This is a genomic window from Pseudarthrobacter enclensis (genome assembly GCF_001457025.1).
In the GTDB taxonomy this organism is placed as follows: Bacteria; Actinomycetota; Actinomycetes; order Actinomycetales; family Micrococcaceae; genus Arthrobacter; species Arthrobacter enclensis.
Window position 1 is genome coordinate 981,786 of sequence record NZ_KQ758599.1, and the last position, 18,871, is coordinate 1,000,656.

At 68.1% G+C, this 18,871-nt stretch carries 17 protein-coding genes; 14 read left to right on the forward strand and 3 right to left on the reverse strand.

The genetic code is table 11. From position 1 onward, the window contains the following. Window positions 1-7: 7 nt before the first annotated feature. Genes AS031_RS04445 through AS031_RS04455 form a run of 3 tightly spaced genes read left to right on the forward strand, consistent with a single transcriptional unit; the run spans window position 8 to window position 2,969 of the window. Window positions 8-778: a lysophospholipid acyltransferase family protein gene (locus AS031_RS04445; RefSeq protein ID WP_058266871.1), complete on the forward strand. Its 771-nt coding sequence runs from the start codon at window positions 8-10 to the stop codon at window positions 776-778. Beyond that, window positions 775-1,821 carry an NAD(P)H-dependent glycerol-3-phosphate dehydrogenase gene (locus AS031_RS04450; protein WP_058266872.1) on the forward strand — a complete coding sequence of 349 codons (1,047 nt, stop codon included), beginning with the start codon at window positions 775-777 and terminating at the stop codon, window positions 1,819-1,821. The genes AS031_RS04445 and AS031_RS04450 overlap by 4 nt, the downstream gene beginning before the upstream one ends. A gap of 2 nt (window positions 1,822-1,823) precedes the next feature. Continuing rightward, window positions 1,824-2,969 (forward strand): D-alanine--D-alanine ligase family protein, encoded by a 1,146-nt coding sequence (locus AS031_RS04455; protein ID WP_058266873.1) that lies wholly within the window; start codon window positions 1,824-1,826, stop codon window positions 2,967-2,969. A gap of 27 nt (window positions 2,970-2,996) precedes the next feature. On the opposite strand, the gene AS031_RS04460 is transcribed toward AS031_RS04455, so the two are convergent. Continuing rightward, window positions 2,997-3,500 (reverse strand): DUF3515 domain-containing protein, encoded by a 504-nt coding sequence (locus AS031_RS04460; protein ID WP_058266874.1) that lies wholly within the window; start codon window positions 3,498-3,500, stop codon window positions 2,997-2,999. A gap of 139 nt (window positions 3,501-3,639) precedes the next feature. Between AS031_RS04460 and AS031_RS04465 the strand changes: the two genes are divergently transcribed. From AS031_RS04465 to rsmD, 4 genes are read left to right on the forward strand one after another with little or no spacing between them, the layout of a single operon-like run. Beyond that, window positions 3,640-4,668 (forward strand): thiamine-phosphate kinase, encoded by a 1,029-nt coding sequence (locus tag AS031_RS04465; protein ID WP_058266875.1) that lies wholly within the window; start codon window positions 3,640-3,642, stop codon window positions 4,666-4,668. 22 nt (window positions 4,669-4,690) lie between these two features. Then, window positions 4,691-5,683 carry a DAK2 domain-containing protein gene (locus AS031_RS04470; RefSeq protein WP_058266989.1) on the forward strand — a complete coding sequence of 331 codons (993 nt, stop codon included), beginning with the start codon at window positions 4,691-4,693 and terminating at the stop codon, window positions 5,681-5,683. Next, a complete protein-coding gene (locus tag AS031_RS04475; RefSeq protein ID WP_058266876.1) occupies window positions 5,673-7,946 on the forward strand; it encodes an ATP-dependent DNA helicase RecG in 2,274 nt (757 codons plus the stop codon). Before AS031_RS04470 ends, AS031_RS04475 begins: the two co-directional genes overlap by 11 nt. A gap of 39 nt (window positions 7,947-7,985) precedes the next feature. Further along, complete coding sequence (gene rsmD, locus AS031_RS04480; RefSeq protein ID WP_058266877.1) at window positions 7,986-8,600, forward strand: 16S rRNA (guanine(966)-N(2))-methyltransferase RsmD; 615 nt, start codon at window positions 7,986-7,988, stop codon at window positions 8,598-8,600. 55 nt (window positions 8,601-8,655) lie between these two features. On the opposite strand, the gene AS031_RS04485 is transcribed toward rsmD, so the two are convergent. Both AS031_RS04485 and AS031_RS04490 read right to left on the reverse strand, forming a co-directional pair. Continuing rightward, complete coding sequence (locus tag AS031_RS04485) at window positions 8,656-9,441, reverse strand: spermidine synthase (protein ID WP_169793858.1); 786 nt, start codon at window positions 9,439-9,441, stop codon at window positions 8,656-8,658. Continuing rightward, the gene (locus AS031_RS04490; protein ID WP_176716498.1) at window positions 9,441-10,670 is read right to left on the reverse strand and encodes an aminotransferase class I/II-fold pyridoxal phosphate-dependent enzyme; all 1,230 of its coding nucleotides are present in this window, start codon (window positions 10,668-10,670) and stop codon (window positions 9,441-9,443) included. Before AS031_RS04490 ends, AS031_RS04485 begins: the two co-directional genes overlap by 1 nt. A 43-nt stretch (window positions 10,671-10,713) precedes the next feature. Between AS031_RS04490 and coaD the strand changes: the two genes are divergently transcribed. From coaD to ftsY, 7 genes are all read left to right on the forward strand, one after another. Beyond that, window positions 10,714-11,214, forward strand: a complete 501-nt coding sequence (coaD, locus tag AS031_RS04495; RefSeq protein ID WP_058266879.1) for a pantetheine-phosphate adenylyltransferase — start codon at window positions 10,714-10,716, stop codon at window positions 11,212-11,214. A 122-nt stretch (window positions 11,215-11,336) separates the two neighbouring features. After that, window positions 11,337-11,861, forward strand: a complete 525-nt coding sequence (locus AS031_RS19425) for a YceD family protein (RefSeq protein WP_074446915.1) — start codon at window positions 11,337-11,339, stop codon at window positions 11,859-11,861. Between the two features lie 36 nt (window positions 11,862-11,897). Further along, window positions 11,898-12,101, forward strand: a complete 204-nt coding sequence (gene rpmF / locus AS031_RS04510) for a 50S ribosomal protein L32 (RefSeq protein WP_009356569.1) — start codon at window positions 11,898-11,900, stop codon at window positions 12,099-12,101. A 19-nt stretch (window positions 12,102-12,120) separates the two neighbouring features. After that, window positions 12,121-12,849, forward strand: a complete 729-nt coding sequence (rnc, locus tag AS031_RS04515; RefSeq protein WP_058266882.1) for a ribonuclease III — start codon at window positions 12,121-12,123, stop codon at window positions 12,847-12,849. Between the two features lie 4 nt (window positions 12,850-12,853). Beyond that, entirely contained in the window at window positions 12,854-13,819 is a 966-nt protein-coding gene (gene mutM / locus AS031_RS04520) for a bifunctional DNA-formamidopyrimidine glycosylase/DNA-(apurinic or apyrimidinic site) lyase (RefSeq protein ID WP_058266883.1), read from the forward strand. 162 nt (window positions 13,820-13,981) lie between these two features. Next, window positions 13,982-17,563, forward strand: coding sequence for a chromosome segregation protein SMC (smc, locus tag AS031_RS04525; protein WP_082641941.1), 3,582 nt, complete (start codon window positions 13,982-13,984; stop codon window positions 17,561-17,563). A 92-nt stretch (window positions 17,564-17,655) separates the two neighbouring features. Continuing rightward, entirely contained in the window at window positions 17,656-18,870 is a 1,215-nt protein-coding gene (gene ftsY / locus AS031_RS04530; protein ID WP_058266884.1) for a signal recognition particle-docking protein FtsY, read from the forward strand. Window position 18,871: the final 1 nt, after the last annotated feature.

Consider the following 18,871-nt stretch of genomic DNA (forward strand, 5'->3'; position numbering starts at 1 on the left):
AGCCGCCGTGAAGGAATCTGCCAAGAGCAGGGCCACATTCGTGTTCATCGCCGGCATCGCCCGGCCCCTGCTGAACCTCATGATGGCCAAGAAGTGGGAAGGCGTGGACAAGCTTCCCTCCGGCGGTTTCATCGCCGCGCCCAACCACTGCACCGAGATCGACCCGCTGGTGGTGGGCCACATGCTCTACAACCAGAAGCGTGCGCCGCACTTCCTGGCCAAAGCCGGACTCTTCAAGGTCCCCGGCTTGGGCTGGCTCCTGCACGCCACCAAGCAGGTCCCGGTGGAACGTTCGACGGCGGGAGCGAACCGCTCGCTGCAGGTCGCCCAGGAGATCGTGGCTGAGGGCGGTGCCATCATCATCTACCCCGAGGGCACCCTGACCCGCGACCCCGACCTGTGGCCCATGAAGGGCCACACCGGAGCAGCGCGGCTGGCCCTGGAGGGCGGCATCCCGGTGGTTCCCATTGCCCATTGGGGCGCCCACGAAGTCTTTCCCCGGTACGGGAAGCGCTTCCACCTGTTCCCGCGCAAGACCTCACGCGTGGTCGTGGGGGACCCGGTGGATCTCAGTGCCTTCGCCGGGCAGCCCATGGACAAGGCAACGCTCACCGCGGCCACCGAGGCCATCATGGATGCCATCACGGAGCTGCTCGCCGGCCTTCGGGGCGAGACCCCGCCGGCCGAACGCTGGGATCCGGCCAGGAAGCAGCAATCCAGGCACGGCCGGTTCATTGAACGTGGCGGCCAGGCCGCCGGCGGGACGGACGCGCCGTGACCCTGGATCTGTCGGGTTCGGCCCGCACCGTCGCCGTCCTGGGCGCGGGTTCCTGGGGTACAACCTTCGCCAAAATACTGGCTGACGCTGCCACCGCAGCAGGGACCCCCCGCGACATCAGGCTCTGGGGCCGCCGCAGCGAGGTCGTTGAGCAGGTGAATAGCGCGCACCGGAACGACCAGTACCTCAAGGACGTGCCGCTGCCGGCGAGCATCACCGCCTCGACCGACGTCGCCACGGTGCTGGACGGGGCAGACCTCGTTGTCCTGGCGGTCCCTGCCCAGTCCCTGCGGCCGCAGCTCAGGCAATGGCGGGAACTGATCGCCCCCGACGCCATCGTCGTGTCCCTGATGAAGGGGCTCGAACTGGGAACCGACGCCCGCATGAGCCAGGTCATCAGCGAGGAGCTGGGCCTGCCCGCGGAACGCATCGCCGTCGTCTCCGGCCCCAACCTGGCCATGGAAATCGCCCGCGAGGAACCAACCGCATCGGTGGTGGCGTGCACTGAATCCGCAGCCGCCGGCTGGCTGGCCCGCAGCTGCACCGCACCCTACTTCCGGCCCTACACCACCTCCGATGTGGTGGGCGTCGAAATCGGCGGCATCGTCAAGAACGTCATCGCCCTGGCCGTCGGCATCTGCGAGGGCAAGCAGATGGGCGACAACACCAAGGCGTCGGTGATCACGCGCGGCCTGGCCGAAACATCCCGCCTTGCCCTGGCGCTCGGCGGCGAAGCCAAAACCATGGCCGGCCTCGCCGGGCTGGGCGACCTCGTGGCGACGTGTTCATCGTCCCTCTCGCGGAACCACACCGCAGGCCGCCTGCTGGGCCAGGGGCTGACGCTGGAGGAGGTGGGCCAAAAGATGACCCAGACCGCCGAAGGCATCAAGTCCGGGCAGGCCGTGCACGAACTGGCCGGCAAGCTGGGCGTGGAGATGCCCATTACCGCCGCCGTCGTGGCCGTGCTGGCAGGCAAGCTGTCCGTAGACCAACTGGGACCGGTCCTGCTGTCCCGCGAACTGAAACCCGAAGGCGATTACTGACCATGTCCCACACCCTCCCGACCTCCGGCACTCCCGCCGGCCGCAAACCGCGGGTAGCGGTCCTTTTCGGCGGACGGTCCTCCGAGCACGCCGTCAGCTGCGTCACCGCCGCCGGGGTCCTCGGCGCCATCAACAAGGACAAGTACGAGGTCATTCCCATCGGAATCGCCAAGACCGGGCAGTGGGTCCTCGCCTCCACCGACACCGCCCAGTGGTCACTGGCGGCCTCGGCCCTTCCCGAGGTGGCACCGTCCGCCCAAACGGTCACCCTGGCGGAGATTGGTGGGGAGCACCAGCTGATCGTCGCTTCGCCCAACGAGGTCCCGCAGGAGCTGGGCACCGTGGACGTCGTTTTTCCGCTGCTGCACGGACCCTTCGGCGAGGACGGAACCATCCAGGGGCTGCTGGAACTCTCTGACACCCGGTACGTAGGGGCCGGCGTCCTGGCCTCTGCCGTGGGCATGGACAAGCACTTCATGAAGGTGGTGTTCGAAGCCGCCGGCCTGCACGTCGGACCCTACGTTGCCGTCACCGACCGGCAATGGCAAAAGGATCCGGAAGCTGTCCGGAAGCAGGTGGACAGGCTTGGCTTCCCGGTCTTCGTGAAGCCCGCACGCGCCGGGTCATCGATGGGCATCTCCAAGGTGGACTCCCTCGAAGGCCTTGACGCAGCCATCGAGGAAGCCCGCCGGCACGACCTGAAGCTGGTCATCGAAGCAGGCATCGTCGGCCGCGAGATCGAGTGCGCCGTCCTGGAGGGCCGCGGCACCGACGCGCCCAGGACCTCCATGCCGGGCGAAATCTCCGTGGCGGGCGGCGGTCATGAGTTCTATGACTTCAATGCCAAGTACGTGGAGGACGACGCCGCCGCACTGAGCTGCCCGGCCGACATTCCCGAAGAAGCAATCGCCAGGGTACGGGAACTTGCCGCCGCGGCCTTCGACGCCGTGGGTGCCGAAGGGCTGAGCCGGGTGGACTTCTTCTACACCCCGGACGGGGAACTGATCATCAACGAGATCAACACCATGCCTGGGTTCACGCCCAAGAGCATGTACCCGCAGATGTGGGCAGCGTCCGGGCTCGCCTACGCCGACCTGATCGACGAACTGATCCACCTTGCCCTGAACCGGAAAACCGGCCTTCGCTGACCCGGGCCCGGTGGGCGGGCCCATCACCTACTGGCTCTTGGGCAGGTCCTGCAGTTCCTCCTGGCCCACGCAGTTACGGCTGGCCGGCACCTTGCCGGCCGCTGTGGCGAGGTCGGCCAGCACTGTGGCCGAGCTGATCTTGTCCGGGTCCATCAGGATCTCGGTGGCGGGCTCCCGGCCGTAGGTGGTGAGCGTCCACACGGGGTCGCCCTCCTTGATCACCCAATCGATGCCGTTAACCGTCACGCAGCGGTCAGTGGTTGGCCCCGGCACGTTCACTCCGCACCGCAGGATTACCAACGATGGATCCCCCCACGCGGCCGTGGCCTGGCTGTTGGTCTGTCGCAGCCTGGAGTCGCCGATGGCGTCGGGCAGCGCCACCATCATGGGTGCGCAGGCGGGGTTCGCAGCATCCTGTGCAGCCGTGACGTCGACGGCGGCGGAGCAGCCTGCCAGCGGAACGGCCACGAAGGCTCCAAGGAGCGCCGTCCGGACAGCGCGGTGGGGCAGGGACAGCTGGGGACGGTGCATATTCCAAGCCTATAGCCGCGGCTGGAGGTTCCTGTCATCGGCCTGGACCGCCCCTGCCAGTCTCCGTGGGCGGCCCAGTGCCCGGACACCCGGGAATGTCGGACCCGCGCTGTAGCGTAGTGGGGTGCCTGAAAAACGTATGGCCGGGGACGCGTCTCCGGCAGTCGCCGCCCTCTCCGAAGCCGAGCTGCTGTCGCGGATTTTCCCGCGACTGGCGGTGGACGCGACACATTCCGCGGCCACCCTCCTGGGCCCCGGGGACGACGCCGCGATCATCAGCGCACCGGATGCCAGGACGGTCATCAGCATCGACACCCAGGTCCAGGACCAGGACTTCCGGCTGGCCTGGCCCAACGGGTACCGGAGCACAGGCTTTGATGTCGGCTGGAAGGCTGCCGCACAGAACCTCAGCGACATCAACGCGATGGGAGCACGTGCCACGTCCATGGTGGTCAGCCTGACACTGCCGCCCGACACCCCCGTCACCTGGGTGGAGGACCTGGCCGACGGCCTGACGGCAGGCATCCGGGGCCTTGGTGCGGACGGCTGCTCCGTCGCCGGCGGCGACTTGGGGCGCGGAAGGGAAATTTCGGTCACCGTTGCGGTGCTGGGGACGCTCGACGGCGGCCCGCCGGTGCTGCGCTCAGGCGCGCAACCGGGTGACGTCCTGGCGCTGGCCGGTACGGCCGGGCAGGCGGCCGCCGGCCTCGCCCTGCTCGAATCCGGGGTACCCATGGAACAGCTCGACGACGGACTGCGCAACCTGACGGAACGCCAGCGCCGGCCGGTGCCGCCGCTCCAGGCCGGCCCGGCCGCCCGGAAAGCCGGCGCCACCGCCATGCTGGATGTCTCGGACGGGCTGCTGCGCGACGGCCGCCGGATGGCGCTGGCCAGCCACGTCGCCATGGACCTGGATCCGGACCGCCTGGGCCCTCTCGCCGCCGGGGTGGAACCTGCGGCCCGCCTGCTGGGCCGGAACGCCATGGAATGGGTGCTCAGCGGAGGGGAAGACCACGGGCTGCTGGCCACTTTCCCGCCGGATATTCAGCTTCCTCCCGGATTCACTGCGATAGGCTCGATACAAGCACTGGGAATCGACGAAGGTCCGCGCGTGACGATCGCGGGCCGGGCCGCGGACACCGGGGGATGGGACCACTTTGCAGACTAAGATCGCCGCCAACGCCCAGGCCATGAGGCGGTGGCTGAACAAAGCGGAGACCGCCCTGGGCAACCACAGCGACCGCCTGAACGCCATCAACATCTTCCCTGTCGCCGACGGTGACACCGGCACCAACCTCTATCTCACCGTCCGTGCCGCCTCCGATGCCCTCGAGGCCATGGATCCGGGTGTCACCGACGTCGGAGCGGTCCTGGCGCACGCCGGCCAGGCCGCGCTCGAGAAAGCGCGCGGCAACTCGGGGACGCTGTTTTCGGTCTTCCTCTGCGCCGCCGCCGAACCCCTAGCCGGCCAGCAGCGGCTCAGTTCCGCTCTCCTGGCCACAGCGCTGCACCGCGCCCAGATCCGGGCCTGGACCGCCCTCAGCGACCCCGTGCCCGGCACCATGCTGTCCGTCATGGAGGCTGCGTCGCTCGCCGCCGCCGAGATCGATGCCCTGCACCCGGGGGACGACAGCAACCATGCCCTCGGTGTGACGCTCGATGCCGCTGTTGCCGCAGCCCTGGCCGCCGTCGTGTCCACGGAAGAACAACTTGACGCCCTGCAGGACGCGCACGTCGTGGACGCCGGCGGCGTGGGGCTCCTGCTCATCCTTGACTGCCTGCGCTCCGTCGTCCTGGGGGAGGAACTTCAGAGCTCACTGCTTGACGATCTTCACGGATACAGCGTCCAGGATCCGCACATCCACGCCAGCATGCCGGTTGACGACGGTGTGGAGGTGATGTGCACCATCAACCTCTCACCGCTGGACGCGGCAACCCTCCGGCAGCACCTGGACGAGCTGGGGGAGTCGGTCATCATGAGCCAGCTCGGCGGCGGGGAAGCCGGCGACGGTACCTACAGGTGGCGGGTCCACGTCCACGTCCCCACGCCCGGTCCCGCCGTCGAACTCATCCGCAGCCTGGGCATCCCCACGGACATCTCCATCAGTGCCCTGTCCGACACCTCCAGCCACCGGGACCAGGCGCTCCAGGAGGCAGTGGACTCCGGTGGGCATGAACGCTGAGCCCGGGCTTCCCCTGGAACGCCGCATTGGCAAGCGTTCGGCAGGGGTGATCGAAAAACACCTTGGCATCACCACCGTCGAGGGCCTGCTCAACTACTTCCCGCGCCGGTATATGGCCCGCGGCGAACTGACACCCATCAGCGAGCTGCCGCGGGACGAGGAAGTCACCCTGATTGCCCGCGTGCTCTCCAGCAGCACCCGTTCCATGCAGGCACGCAAGGGAACCATCACCGACGTCGTCATTTCCGACGACGACGGCCGGAGCGGCCTGAGGCTGGTGGGCGGCACAGACTTCCACGGCAAGGTGCCGGGGACCCTGAAGATCAGCTTCTTCAACGCCTACCGGGCCAAGAGCGAGCTGCTGCCAGGACGCCGGGCCCTGTTTTCCGGTAAGGTCACCAGCTTCAAGGGCGCCCTGGGACTCACCAACCCCGACTTCCAGGTGCTTGACTCGGATCCCTTCACGGCCGGCAGCGACGACCCCGAAAAACTCGCGGCAATGCCCATCCCCGTCTACCCGGCCACGGCTAAGCTCCCCAGCTGGAAAATCCAGAAGGTCATCTCCACGCTGCTGGAAACCGTTGACCTGGGCGCTGTACCGGACCCCGTGCCGGCCTCCGTGGCAGCGCGGGAAGACTTCCTGCCTTTGGCCACGGCCTACCGGCTGGTCCACGAACCGGAGACCGCCGCGGACTGGCAACGGGCCCGCCACCGGTTCCGTTACCAGGAGGCACTGGTCCTGCAGTCCGCCCTGGCGCGGCGCCGGTCCCAGCTGGCGGCGGAGGAAGCAACGGCCCGGCGGCCGGTGACGGACGGCGTTCTGGCAGCCTTCGACCGGAATTTGCCTTTCACGCTCACGGACGGCCAAGCCGCCGTCGGAAAAACCCTTGCCGCGGGGCTCGCGGAAAACCACCCCATGAACCGCCTGCTGCAGGGTGAAGTGGGCTCGGGCAAGACGGTGGTGGCATTGCGCGCCATGCTCCAGGTAGTGGACGCCGGCGGGCAGGCCGCGCTGCTGGCCCCCACCGAGGTCCTTGCCGCGCAGCACTACGACTCCATCCGCCGCACGCTCGGTCCGTTGTCCAGGGACGGGCTGCTCGGCGCCCTGGGCAGCCAGGACGGGGAATCCGTGCAGGTCACCCTGCTCACCGGATCCATGCCCGCCGCGGCCCGGAAGCAGGCCCTGCTGGATGCTGCCTCGGGAACGGCGGGGATCATCATCGGAACACACGCCCTGCTCAGTGACAACGTTTCCTTCTACGACCTCGGGCTGATCGTTGTGGACGAACAGCACCGGTTTGGCGTGGAGCAGCGTGACGCCCTGCGTGCCAAGGCGAGGAAACCTCCGCACCTGCTGGTCATGACCGCAACCCCCATCCCGCGGACCGTCGCCATGACCGTATTCGGTGACCTTGAAACCTCCACGCTCGATGAGCTGCCCAAGGGCAGGGCGCCCATCTCCACCCACCTGGTGGGCCTGGCGGAGAACCCCGGCTGGGCCGGGCGAATCTGGGCACGGGCGCGCGAGGAAATCGACGCCGGCCACCAGGTCTACGTCGTATGCCCGAAGATCGGCACCGACGACGACGGTGACTTCACCCCCGGCGAGGCGGAACCGGCCGACGTTGGCCTGGAGGACAACGGACGGGAATTGGCGTCGGTGACTGCCGTCGTCGAACACCTGCAGGATGAACCGTCCCTTGCCGGCATCCCGCTGGCGCCGCTGCATGGCCGCCAGGACCCGGACCTGAAGTCTGACACCATGGCCCGGTTCCTGGCCAACACCGTCAAGCTGCTGGTTTCAACCACCGTGATCGAGGTGGGCGTGGACGTCCACAACGCCACGCTGATGGTGATCCTGGACGCGGACCGGTTCGGTATCTCGCAGCTCCACCAGCTCCGCGGACGGGTGGGCCGCGGCGGGCTGCCCGGGACCTGCCTCCTCGTGACGTCCCTGGAGCGCGGCCATCCCAGCCGGCGGCGGCTGGAGGCCGTGGCATCGACCACCGACGGCTTCGTGCTGTCCCAGGAGGACCTCAAGCTCCGCAGGGAAGGCGACATCCTGGGCGCATCCCAGTCCGGCGGCCGGTCAACGCTGCGGCTTCTGCGCGTACTGGAGCACGGGGACGTCATCGCCCAGGCACGCTCCGATGCCCAGGAAATCGTGGCCGCGGATCCCGCCCTCGACGCCCACACCGAATTGGCCGATGCCATTGACCGATACCTCAATCCCGAAAAGGAGGCGTTCCTTGAACGTGGTTAGCAGGGGACGCACCGGCGGAACCGGAACGGTGGTGGCCGCATGAGCCGGATCATCTCCGGAGCGGCGGGCGGAACACCGCTGACGGCAGTTCCCGGGTCCTTGACACGCCCCACTACAGACCGGGTCAAGGAGGCGCTTTTCTCCAGGCTGGACGCCTTCGACGTGATCTCCGGCGCGCGGGTGCTGGACCTGTATGCGGGGTCGGGCTCCCTGGGAGTGGAAAGCGCCAGCAGGGGAGCCCGGGCAGTGGACCTGGTGGAGGCCGACGCGAAGGCCAGCGCCGTCTGCCAGCGCAATGCGGACCTGATCAACGGTGTGGTGGGCCGCAAGGCAGTCACCGTCCACCGCTCCAAGGTGGAGCCCTTCCTGGAACGCGCACACGAAACAGCGCTGTGGGACCTCGTGTTCATGGATCCGCCCTACCCGCTGGAGGAAGTGGCTTTGGCGGCTGCCCTCAGGAAGCTCGCCACGCACCTGGCCCCGGGCGCCGTCGTGGTTGTAGAACGGTCCTCGCGGTCCCCCGAGCCGGCGTGGCCAACCGACGTGGAGCGGTTTGCCGAGAAAAAATACGGTGAAACCCGTCTGTGGTTCGCCGAACCGTCCGTTCCGGACGCCATCGAAGGCGACGACCTGCCGGCGGCCGGGGAAGACTGACACCACAAAGCGGCCGGGACGGGCCTTGACTGGCACGGCGCGGCCGTGGCACGTCTTAGGGGGAAAGCCGGTCCAGGTCAACGCCCGCCAGCACCTGTGCGGGGTGCGGTCCCCGGGCCACCAGTTCAGCCGTCCACTCCTGCGGCCACGGCACCTGGGTCCCGGCCAGGATGATGTTGCCCGGGTACCGGCCCGCGAACATCCCGCTTTCGGCGAAGGCCGCCACGTCCCGCATGGCCTCCCGCAGCGCGGCCACCTGGCTGCGGACCAGCGTCAGCGCCGGCTCGTCACCCACATTGACCACCAGCAGCCCCCCGGGTGCGAGCTTTTCCCGGACCTCGCGGTAGAACCCGGCGCAGGCGATGTGCTCCGGCGCCTCCGGCCCCGAGAAGATGTCCAGGATGACGACGTCGAAGCGGAGTTCCGGCTCAAGCCCGCCAAGGGCCTCCCTGGCGTCGCCGATGATGGTGTGCAGGTCTGTGCCCTCCGGCAGCGGAAGGTGCCGCAGGACGAAATCGAGGAGTTCACGCTCCAGTTCAACCGCGTACTGCACCGACCCGGGACGGGTCGCCTGGATGTAACGGGCCAGGGTGAGCGCACCCGCTCCAAGGTGGAGGGCACGCACGGGTGCTCCCGGAGGTGCAGCCAAGTCCACCAGGTGCGCCACCCTTCGCAGGTACTCGTAGAAGACATCCTCCGGGTGGGCGAGGTTGACATGCGACTGTTCGGCGCCGCCGATACTCAGGACGTAGCCGCCGGCCGTAAAGGCATCCGGTTCGATGGTGGCGTGCTGGCCGGTCGCCCGGAGGAACCGCGACGGTCCGGTGCTGTTGCCGGCCATCACAGCCTGCTGCTGAGCGTGGCCAGCCTGGACGCTGCCTCTTCAAGGACGTCGGCTTTCTTGCAGAAGGCGAAACGCAGCAGGCTGCGGGTCCTTTCGGCGCCTTCCGGGTGGCAGAAGACCGGCACCGGAATGGCTGCGACACCGACCAGTTCCGGCAGGCGGCGGGCAAGGTCAACGGAATCGGTGATGCCCAGCGGTGCTGTGTCCACGTTGACGAAGTACGTACCCTGGGGCGCGTACACCCCGAAGCCGGCGGCGCGGAGACCGTCGCTGAGGATGTCGCGCTTTCTCTCCAGTGTCCCTGCGACTCCTTCGTAGAAGCTGTCCGGCAATGCCAGCCCCGCAGCGATGGCGGGCTGGAAGGGGGTGCCCGAACTGTAGGTCAGGAACTGCTTGACCGTGCGAACAGCCGCCACCAGGTCTTCGGGACCCGTGAGCCAGCCAATCTTCCAGCCGGTGACGGAAAAGGTCTTGCCGGCGGAGGAGATGGTGAGGGTCCGCTCTGCCGCCCCGGGCAGCGAAGCGGCCGGGATGTGGCGGACACCGAAAGTGAGGTGTTCGTAGACTTCGTCCGTGACAATCAGCGAACCATACCGCCGGGCCAGGTCCACGATCTTCTGGAGCACGTCACGCGGGAACACCGCTCCGGTGGGGTTGTGGGGATTGTTGAGCAGCACCACCCGTGTCCGTTCGCTGAAGGCGGCCTCAAGGGCGGCCATGTCCGGCATGAAGTCCGGCGCCAGCAGCGGCGCCGTGACGTGGGTGGCGCCCGACAGGCCGATGACCGCCCCGTAGGAATCGTAGAACGGCTCGAAGGTGAGGACCTCGTCCCCCGGGCCGGTGAAGGCAAGGAGGGATGCCGCGATGGCCTCGGTGGCTCCGGTGGTGATAATGACTTCCGTGGCCGGATCAGGGGTCAGCCCGTAGAAGCGTTCCTGGTGGCCGGCCACCGCTTCACGCAACTGGGGGGTGCCCTTGCCGGGAGCATACTGGTTCGCGCCTGCGGCGATGGCATCACGGGCGGCGTCGAGGATTTCCTGCGGACCGTCCTCGTCCGGAAATCCCTGGCCCAGGTTGATGGCGCCCGTCCTGGCGGCCAGGGAGGTCATCTCTTCGAAGATGGTGACGCCAAGGCCGCCGTCAAGAGCCAGGAGGTTTGCACCCAGGGCGGTCCGCTGCCACGGAGCCGGGGCGGAGGGCGCGGAAAGTTCCCGTGACGCGTGCATCCAGTCATGGTATCCCGGGCGTGGCATGGGGTAGGTTCGGAGCATGAGACGAGCTGTCTGCCCCGGATCCTTTGACCCCATCCACAACGGCCATCTCGAAGTAATCGCCAGGGCCGCGGGCCTGTTCGACGAGGTCATCGTGGCGATCTCCACGAACTATGCGAAGAAGTACCGGTTCACGCTCGATGAGCGCCTGGAGATGGCACGGGAAACCCTTGCATCGCTGAAAGGGATCGTGGTGGAGCCGGTGGGCGACGGGCTGCTCGCGGACTACTGCCGGCAGCGCGGCGTCTCCGCCATCGTCAAGGGTCTGCGGTCCTCGTCCGACTTCGACTATGAACTGCCCATGGCCACCATGAACAGGCAGCTCAGCGGGGTGGAGACGGTCTTCCTGCCGGCCGAGGCGCACTACATCCACCTGTCCTCGACGCTCATCAAGGAAGTGGCGGGGCTGGGCGGGAACGTCTCGGACTATGTCCCCAGATCGGTGCTGCGGCGGATCCTGGCGGGCGAGCCTTCGGCAGATCAGCAGCCCAGGCGGTAGGCTGGACCGGTACTTCGGCGGCACCGCCGGCCGGTTTGAGTCCCCGCGGCTCTTCAGGCTAAGATTGTACGTCGGTCATATGTTCAACAGGAGTTCTCATTAAAAGAGATGCTGGTTCGCCCCTGGCGTTCGACGTCAAGGACCTCGGGCGCAGCCCGGGAAGCATGCGGACACTGAAGGAACATGTACCCGCACCGGGGGAACTTGGTGTGGCGCTCATTGGTGTTCAGGAAGGCTCGGATGTCGGGCTGGATCTGAAACTGGAGGCCGTACACGAAGGAATTCTGGTATCAGGAACCGTGCTCGCCGGTGTCACCGGGGAATGCGGCCGATGCCTGGATCCCCTTGCGTATGACCTTGAGGTCAATGTGCAAGAACTGTTCTTCTACGAAGGCGCTGAGTTTTCGGACGAAGAAGAAGGTGAAGAGCAACGTCGAGTCGAGCACGATGTAATCGATCTTGAACCGGTGTTGCGGGACGCGATTGTCACCAATCTGCCGTTCCAGCCGGTGTGCCGGGAAGACTGCCAGGGCCTTTGCTCCGAATGCGGAGTGCGCCTGGAAGACGAGCCGGGGCACCACCACGAGGTCCTGGATCCTCGCTGGGCTGCCCTAGCTGATCTGGCTAAGCCTGACCGGCAAAATTGATTTGTACGTGTTTGTCTAGAGAGAAATGAGTTAGCCGTGGCTGTTCCCAAGCGGAAGATGTCTCGCTCGAATACCCGCGCCCGCCGCTCGCAGTGGAAGGCGACCGCCCCCCACCTGGTGAAGACCGTTGAAAACGGCCAGGTCACCTACAGCCTGCCGCACCAGGCTAAGGTCGTCACCGACTCTGCTGGCACTGCGCTGTTCCTTGAGTACAAGGGCCGCAAGGTCGCTGACGTCTAATCGGCCCTCAGGCTGACTGATGTCTTCAACTGAAGAGCTTCTGAAGCGTCTCGGTGTCACTATTGACGCCGGGACGCTTCGTCTTGCGCTCACACACCGTTCGTACGCCTACGAAAACGGCGGCATACCCACCAACGAGCGCCTGGAATTCCTGGGCGACTCCATCCTGGGCTTCTCCGTCACTGATGCCCTCTACCGGGACAACCCGGAGCTGCCCGAGGGCGAGCTCGCCAAGCGGCGTTCGGCCGTGGTCAGCACCCGCGCCCTGGCCAACATCGGACGTAGCCTGGGCATCGGCGAGTACATCTACCTCGGCCAGGGCGAAAAGCTCACCGAGGGCAAGAACAAGGCGTCCATCCTTGCCGACACCATGGAAGCCCTGATCGGCGCCACCTACGTCTCCAACGACATTGAGACGGCCCGGCAGCTGGTCATGCGCCTCATCGGCCCGCTGCTGAAGGACGCCGCCGTGCTTGGCGCCGGCACCGACTGGAAGACCAGCATCCAGGAACTTGCGGCCAGCCGGCAGCTTGGCACCATCCACTACGCCGTGGAAGGCGCCGGACCGGACCATGCCCGGACCTTCACCGCGGTCCTGCATGTCGGCGGCACCGCCTACGGCAAGGGCACCGGGCACTCCAAGAAAGAAGCGGAGCAGGAAGCAGCGGCGGACGCGTGGCGCGTGCTGTCCGGAAACGGCGCCTCCGACACCACCGGCACCGCCTCCGGTACCGCCGCGGCCAAGTAGCGCCATGCCTGAACTTCCCGAGGTGGAGGTGGTCCGGCGCGGCCTGGTGAGCTGGGTCCGCGGCAGGACCATTGAGTCCGTGGACGTCCTGGACCCGCGGTCCATCCGCCGCCACGCCCTGGGGACCGAGGACTTCATCGGAAACCTCCAAGGCGCCACCGTCACCGACGTCGTACGCCGCGGAAAGTTCCTCTGGCTCCCGCTGGCCGACGCCACACCGGACGCCGGCCCCGGCGAAACCCCACGCCGGCCGGCCGTCGCCCTGATGGCCCACCTTGGAATGAGCGGACAGCTTCTGATGCAGGATCCGGAGGTGCCGGATGAGAAGCACCTCAAGGTCCGGTTCCGGCTCAGCGCCCGCGACGGCATGCCCGGAGAACTCCGCTTCGTGGACCAGCGGATTTTCGGCGGCCTCTTCGTCACGGCACTGGTACCCACCGACGACGGCGGCCCCGGCGGGCTCTCCGAGTCACCCGTGCCGTTGATCGCCGAAGAGGCATCCCACATCGCCCGTGATCCGCTGGACCCGGCATTCCCGTTCGAGCTGTTCTACCAGCGGCTGCGGCGGCGCAAAACAGGACTCAAGCGTGCCCTGCTGGACCAGGGCCTGGTCTCCGGCATCGGGAACATCTATGCCGACGAAGCCCTGTGGCGGGCGAAGCTCCACTATGCGCGGCCCACAGACAAGCTCCGGCGCGCTGACGCGGAACGCCTCCTGGCGAGCACCCGTGAGGTCATGCTCGATGCCCTCGCGGCCGGCGGCACCAGCTTCGATTCCCTCTACGTGAATGTGAACGGTGCGTCCGGTTACTTCGACCGGTCGCTGAATGCGTACGGGCGCGAAGGCCAGCCATGCCGCCGTTGCGCCGAAGCGGGAATCCACGCCACCATCCGCCGGGAACAGTTCATGAACCGTTCCTCGCACACCTGCCCGGTGTGCCAGCCCCGGCCGCGCAACGGACGCTGGTAGCACGCCTTGTCTCCCGCCGTCGTCCGCTGACTCCGTGACCGGCGGCGTCCCCGGCGCCGGCTCCGGTGACAGGCGGATCCGCGTCCGCGGCTTTTCGGCGGCAACCCGGTAGATTAGGACCGCCAAGCAGCCGCCAGCACCGTCCAGGAGACCCGAAACGCCTTGCACCTCAAAAGCCTGACCGTCAGGGGGTTCAAGTCCTTCGCCTCCGCCACCACCTTCGACTTCGAACCCGGAGTCACTGCGGTGGTGGGTCCCAACGGCTCCGGCAAATCCAACGTGGTGGACGCCCTCGCCTGGGTGATGGGGGAGCAGGGCGCCAAAACCCTGCGCGGCGGGAAGATGGAGGATGTCATCTTCGCCGGGACCTCCGGCCGCCCGCCGCTGGGCCGGGCCCAGGTATCCCTGACCATCGACAACACCGACGGCGCCCTGCCCATCGAATACAGCGAAGTCACCATCAGCCGGACCCTGTTCCGCACGGGCGGGTCCGAGTACGCCATCAACGGGTCCGGCTGCAGGCTGCTGGACATCCAGGAACTCCTGTCGGACTCCGGCATGGGCCGCGAAATGCACGTCATCGTGGGACAGGGCCAGCTGGACCGGGTCCTGCACGCCACACCCGAGGACCGCCGTGGATTCATCGAAGAGGCAGCGGGAATCCTCAAGCACCGCCGGCGCAAGGAGCGTACGGTGCGGAAACTGGAGGCCATGCAGGCCAACCTGCAGCGCCTCGCCGACCTGACCGGGGAGATCCGCCGCCAGCTGACCCCGCTGGGCAAGCAGGCGGAGGTGGCCCGCCGGGCACAGCGGGTCCAGTTCGATGTCCGCGACGCCCGCGCCCGGCTCCTCGCCGATGATCTGGTCCAGTTGCAGTCCGCCCTCGAACAGGACGTCGCCGACGAAGCCGCGCTGAAGGCACGCCGCACTGAGGTGGGGCAGCAGCTCGAAGCCGGTCGCCGGGAACAGGCCGCCCTGGAACAGCTAGCCGCAGAGGCAACGCCACGTTTGAACGCCGCCCGGGACACCTGGTACCGGCTGACCGCGGTCCGGGAACGGCTGCGGTCCCTCGGATCCCTGGCCCAGGAGCGCAGCCGCCTCCTTGGTTCCGTGGACGACGCACCGGCCACCGGGCGCGATCCTGAACAGCTGGAACGCCAGGCGGCCCGCGTGTCAGCTGAACTCGCCGGGCTGGAGGAATCCCTGACGCAGCGGCGCGAAGCCCTGGAAGCAGCAACGGCAGCCAAAACAGAAGCCGAACGCGCGGCGCAGGCCGAGGACCAGCGCCTGACCGCCGAACTCCGGGCCGTGGCCGACCGGCGGGAAGGACTGGCACGGCTGGCCGGACAAGTGGCCGCCGCACGGTCCCGGGTGGAGGCAGCCCAGGCCGAGCTGGGCAGGCTGCGCGAGTCCCAGGCCGCAGGTGCCGAACGGCGCGCACAGGCCCAGGCTGAATTCACCGCCCTGGAAAACCAGGTGGCCGGAGTGGAAGAGGGCGAGGAATCACTCGACGCCGAGTATGAGGCGGCCAGCGAAGCACTCGACACTGTCCTGCAGGAAATTTCGCAGCTGACAGCGGACGTCAACGACGGCCTGCGCCGCCGCGACGCGCTGGCTGCCCGGCTGGACGCGTTGAAGCTGGGCCTTGAGCGCAAGGACGCAGCGCAGCACCTCCTGCAGGCCGGGATCAGCGGAGTCCGGGGTGCCCTCGCCGACGGGCTCCGCGTGCGGCCGGGCTTCGAAACAGCCATCGCCGCCGCCCTCGCGGATGCCTCAGAAGCGCTCCTGGTCGAGGACGCCCCAACGGCCGCGTCCGTGCTGCAGCGGCTCAAGGATGACGACGCCGGACGGGCCTCGCTGCTGCTCACCTCACCTGCGCCGCCCGGCGGGCCGGAGGCCCTTCCGCCGCTGCGCGCCGGCGTCGAACCCGCCGCCGACCTGGTGGAGACGACCGGGGACAGCCTTAAGCTGGTGCGGCACCTGCTGCACCGGACCGTCGTCGTCCCTGACGTCCCGGCCGCTGCGGCCCTGGTGGCCGAACACCCGGAGTTGACCGCCGTCACCCACGCCGGGGACGTGTTCACCGCGGTGTCCGTCACCGGCGGCTCCGCCAAGGCGCCCTCGCTCCTGGAAGTCCAGGCCGCCGTGGACGACGCCGAGGGGCAGCTCTCCGGGGTCACCAGCGCCCTGGAGCGCAACAGGTTCGCCCTCGCGGCCGCGGAAGCCAGGCGCGCGGGGGCGCAGGAACGGGCGGATGCCGCCCTGGACCGGCTGCATGAGTCCGACGCCCGCCTGGCCGCGGTGGCCGAGCGGCTGGGACACCTCAACTCCGTCCTGCGCAGCGCAGTGGGCGAAAGCGGGAGGCTGGAGGCCTCGCTGGCCCGCGCCGAGGAGAATGTGGCGGCGGAAGAGGAAGCGCTCGCCGCCATGGCCGGCCGGCTGGCCGCCGCCCAGGAAGCCCCACTGGAGGACGAGCCGTCCACGGAACAGCGCGACGCACTGGCCCGGGCCGCGTCGGCCGCCCGCGCCGCGGAAGTGGAAGCACGGCTGTCCCTCCGGAGCACGGAGGAGCAGGCCGCTGCCACCCGCAACCGGGTGGCGTCCCTGGAGCGGGCGGCTGCCGCCGAACGCCGCGCCCGCGAAGAAGCGGCCGAGCGTGCCCGGCGGCGGCGGATCGAGGCGCGCAGGGCCGCAGCCGTCCGCGCCGCCGTGGAGACGTCACTCGGGTTCGTGGACATCTCCGTGGACCTGGCCCGTCACGCCCGCGACCTCGCCGAGGAGAACCGGGAGCAGCGGGACCGTGAACTGCAGCAGCTCCGCAGCGCGAACGAGGCCCTGGCGAAGGAACTCGCCGAGCTCACTGACAACGTCCACCGTGATGAGCTGGCCCGGGCACAGCAGCGGGCACGGATCGAAACACTGGAAACCCGGTCCATCGATGAACTAGGCATCACCCCTGACGCCCTGGTTGCCGACTTCGGTCCGCATGTCCCCGTTCCGGTGCCGGCCGGGGAGTCGGGGGACAAATGGGCTGCCCTCCGTGCCCCCGTGGATGCCGACGGCGCTGCGATCGTCGAGGGCGTTCCCTATGTTCGGGCAGAGCAGGAGAAGCGGCTGCGGAAAGCCGAACGCGATCTCTCCAGCCTGGGCAAGGTCAACCCGCTGGCGCTGGAGGAGTTCGCCGCCCTGGAGGAACGCCACCAGTTCCTCAGCACCCAGCTCGAAGACCTCAAGGCCAGCCGCAAGGACCTCCTGGACATCATCAAGGAAGTGGATGACAGGGTGCAGCGCGTCTTCGCCGAGGCGTTCGAGGACACCCAGGCCCAGTTCGTCCGGGTCTTCGAACGGCTCTTCCCGGGCGGTGAAGGCCGGCTGGTCCTGACCGACCCCGCCGACATGCTGACCACCGGCATCGACGTCGAGGCCCGCCCGGCCGGCAAGAAGATCAAGCGGCTGTCCCTGCTGTCCGGCGGCGAGCGGTCGCTCACGGCGGTGGCCCTGCTCGTGGCCATCTTCAAGGCCCGGCCCTCGCCGTTCTACGTCATGGACGAGGTGGAAGCGGCCCTGGACGACACCAACCTGGGCCGGCTGATCACCATCTTCGAGGAACTGCGCGAGTCCAGCCAGCTCATCGTCATCACCCACCAGAAGCGGACCATGGAAGTGGCCGACGCCCTCTACGGCGTCACGATGCGCGGCGACGGCGTCTCCACCGTCATCAGCCAGCGGCTCGGCGGGGACTGACTGGCGGCCCCTGCCAGGCAGGTCCCGTCGGGGCAGGTCAGGCGCCGGCCCGGGCAACCGGGCGGCCCCGGCGGTTATGAGAAGCTAGGGGAGTGAATGACATCCTTCCCATTGTCCTGTCCATTCTCGGTGCCCTGGTGGTGGTCGGGGCGTTCATTCCCGTCCTGCTCAAGACGCGGAAAAACATTAACCGCTACCCCGGCACGCGCGATGCCAACGACCCCGAGGTGCGTCCCGGCGGCGGCACCGCGACAGCGGACGCGGACCAGGCAACGGCGCGGCCCGCGGAGCGCACGGCGCCCGCGGAGCGGGACCTTGAGGGTGTGGACACCACGGTCCCGGACGACGCCGCCGGCCTTGAAACCATCCCGGTTGAAACCCCGCTGCCCGTGGCAGGACGCCTGGCACGCCTGCGCGAACGACTGGTCCGCTCCAACAACGTCATGGGCAAGGGCCTGCTCGCTCTGCTGTCCAGCGACAAGATCGACGAAAACGTCTGGGATGAGGTGGAGGAGACCCTGCTCCTGGCAGACCTTGGCACCGAACCCACCATGCAGCTCGTCGACGCCCTGCGCGAGCGGGTCAAGGTCTTGGGCACCCGCAGTCCGGAGCACGTCAAGGCCATGCTCCGCGAGGAACTGGTCAAGGTGGTGGACCCCGCCATGGACCGCAGCCTGAACGTCCAGCGGCACGACGGGAAGCCGGCTGTCATGATGGTGGTCGGCGTCAACGGCGTGGGCAAGACCACCACCGTGGGCAAGCTGGCCAGGGTGCTGGTGGCCGAAGACAAGGACGTGATCCTGGGCGCCGCTGATACGTTCCGCGCCGCGGCCGCCGAACAGCTCGCCACCTGGGGCCAGCGCGTGGGCGTGCCCACCGTGAAATCTGACATCGACGGCGCAGACCCCGCCTCCGTGGCCTATGAAGCCGTCAAGGCAGGCATCGACCAGGAAGTCGACGTCGTCATGATCGACACAGCCGGCCGGCTCCAGAACAAAGTGGGCCTGATGGATGAACTCGGCAAGGTCAAGCGCGTGGTGGAGAAGCTCGCGGATGTTGATGAGGTCCTGCTGGTGCTCGACGCCACCACGGGCCAGAACGGGCTCAACCAGGCGCGGGTCTTCTCAGAGGTCGTGAACATCACCGGCATCGTCCTGACCAAGCTGGACGGGACGGCCAAGGGCGGAATCGTCGTCGCCATCCAGAAGACACTCGGCGTCCCCGTCAAACTGATCGGGCTGGGCGAAGGCGCGGACGACCTCGCCCCGTTCGACGCCGAGGGCTTCGTGGACGCGCTCCTGAACTAGC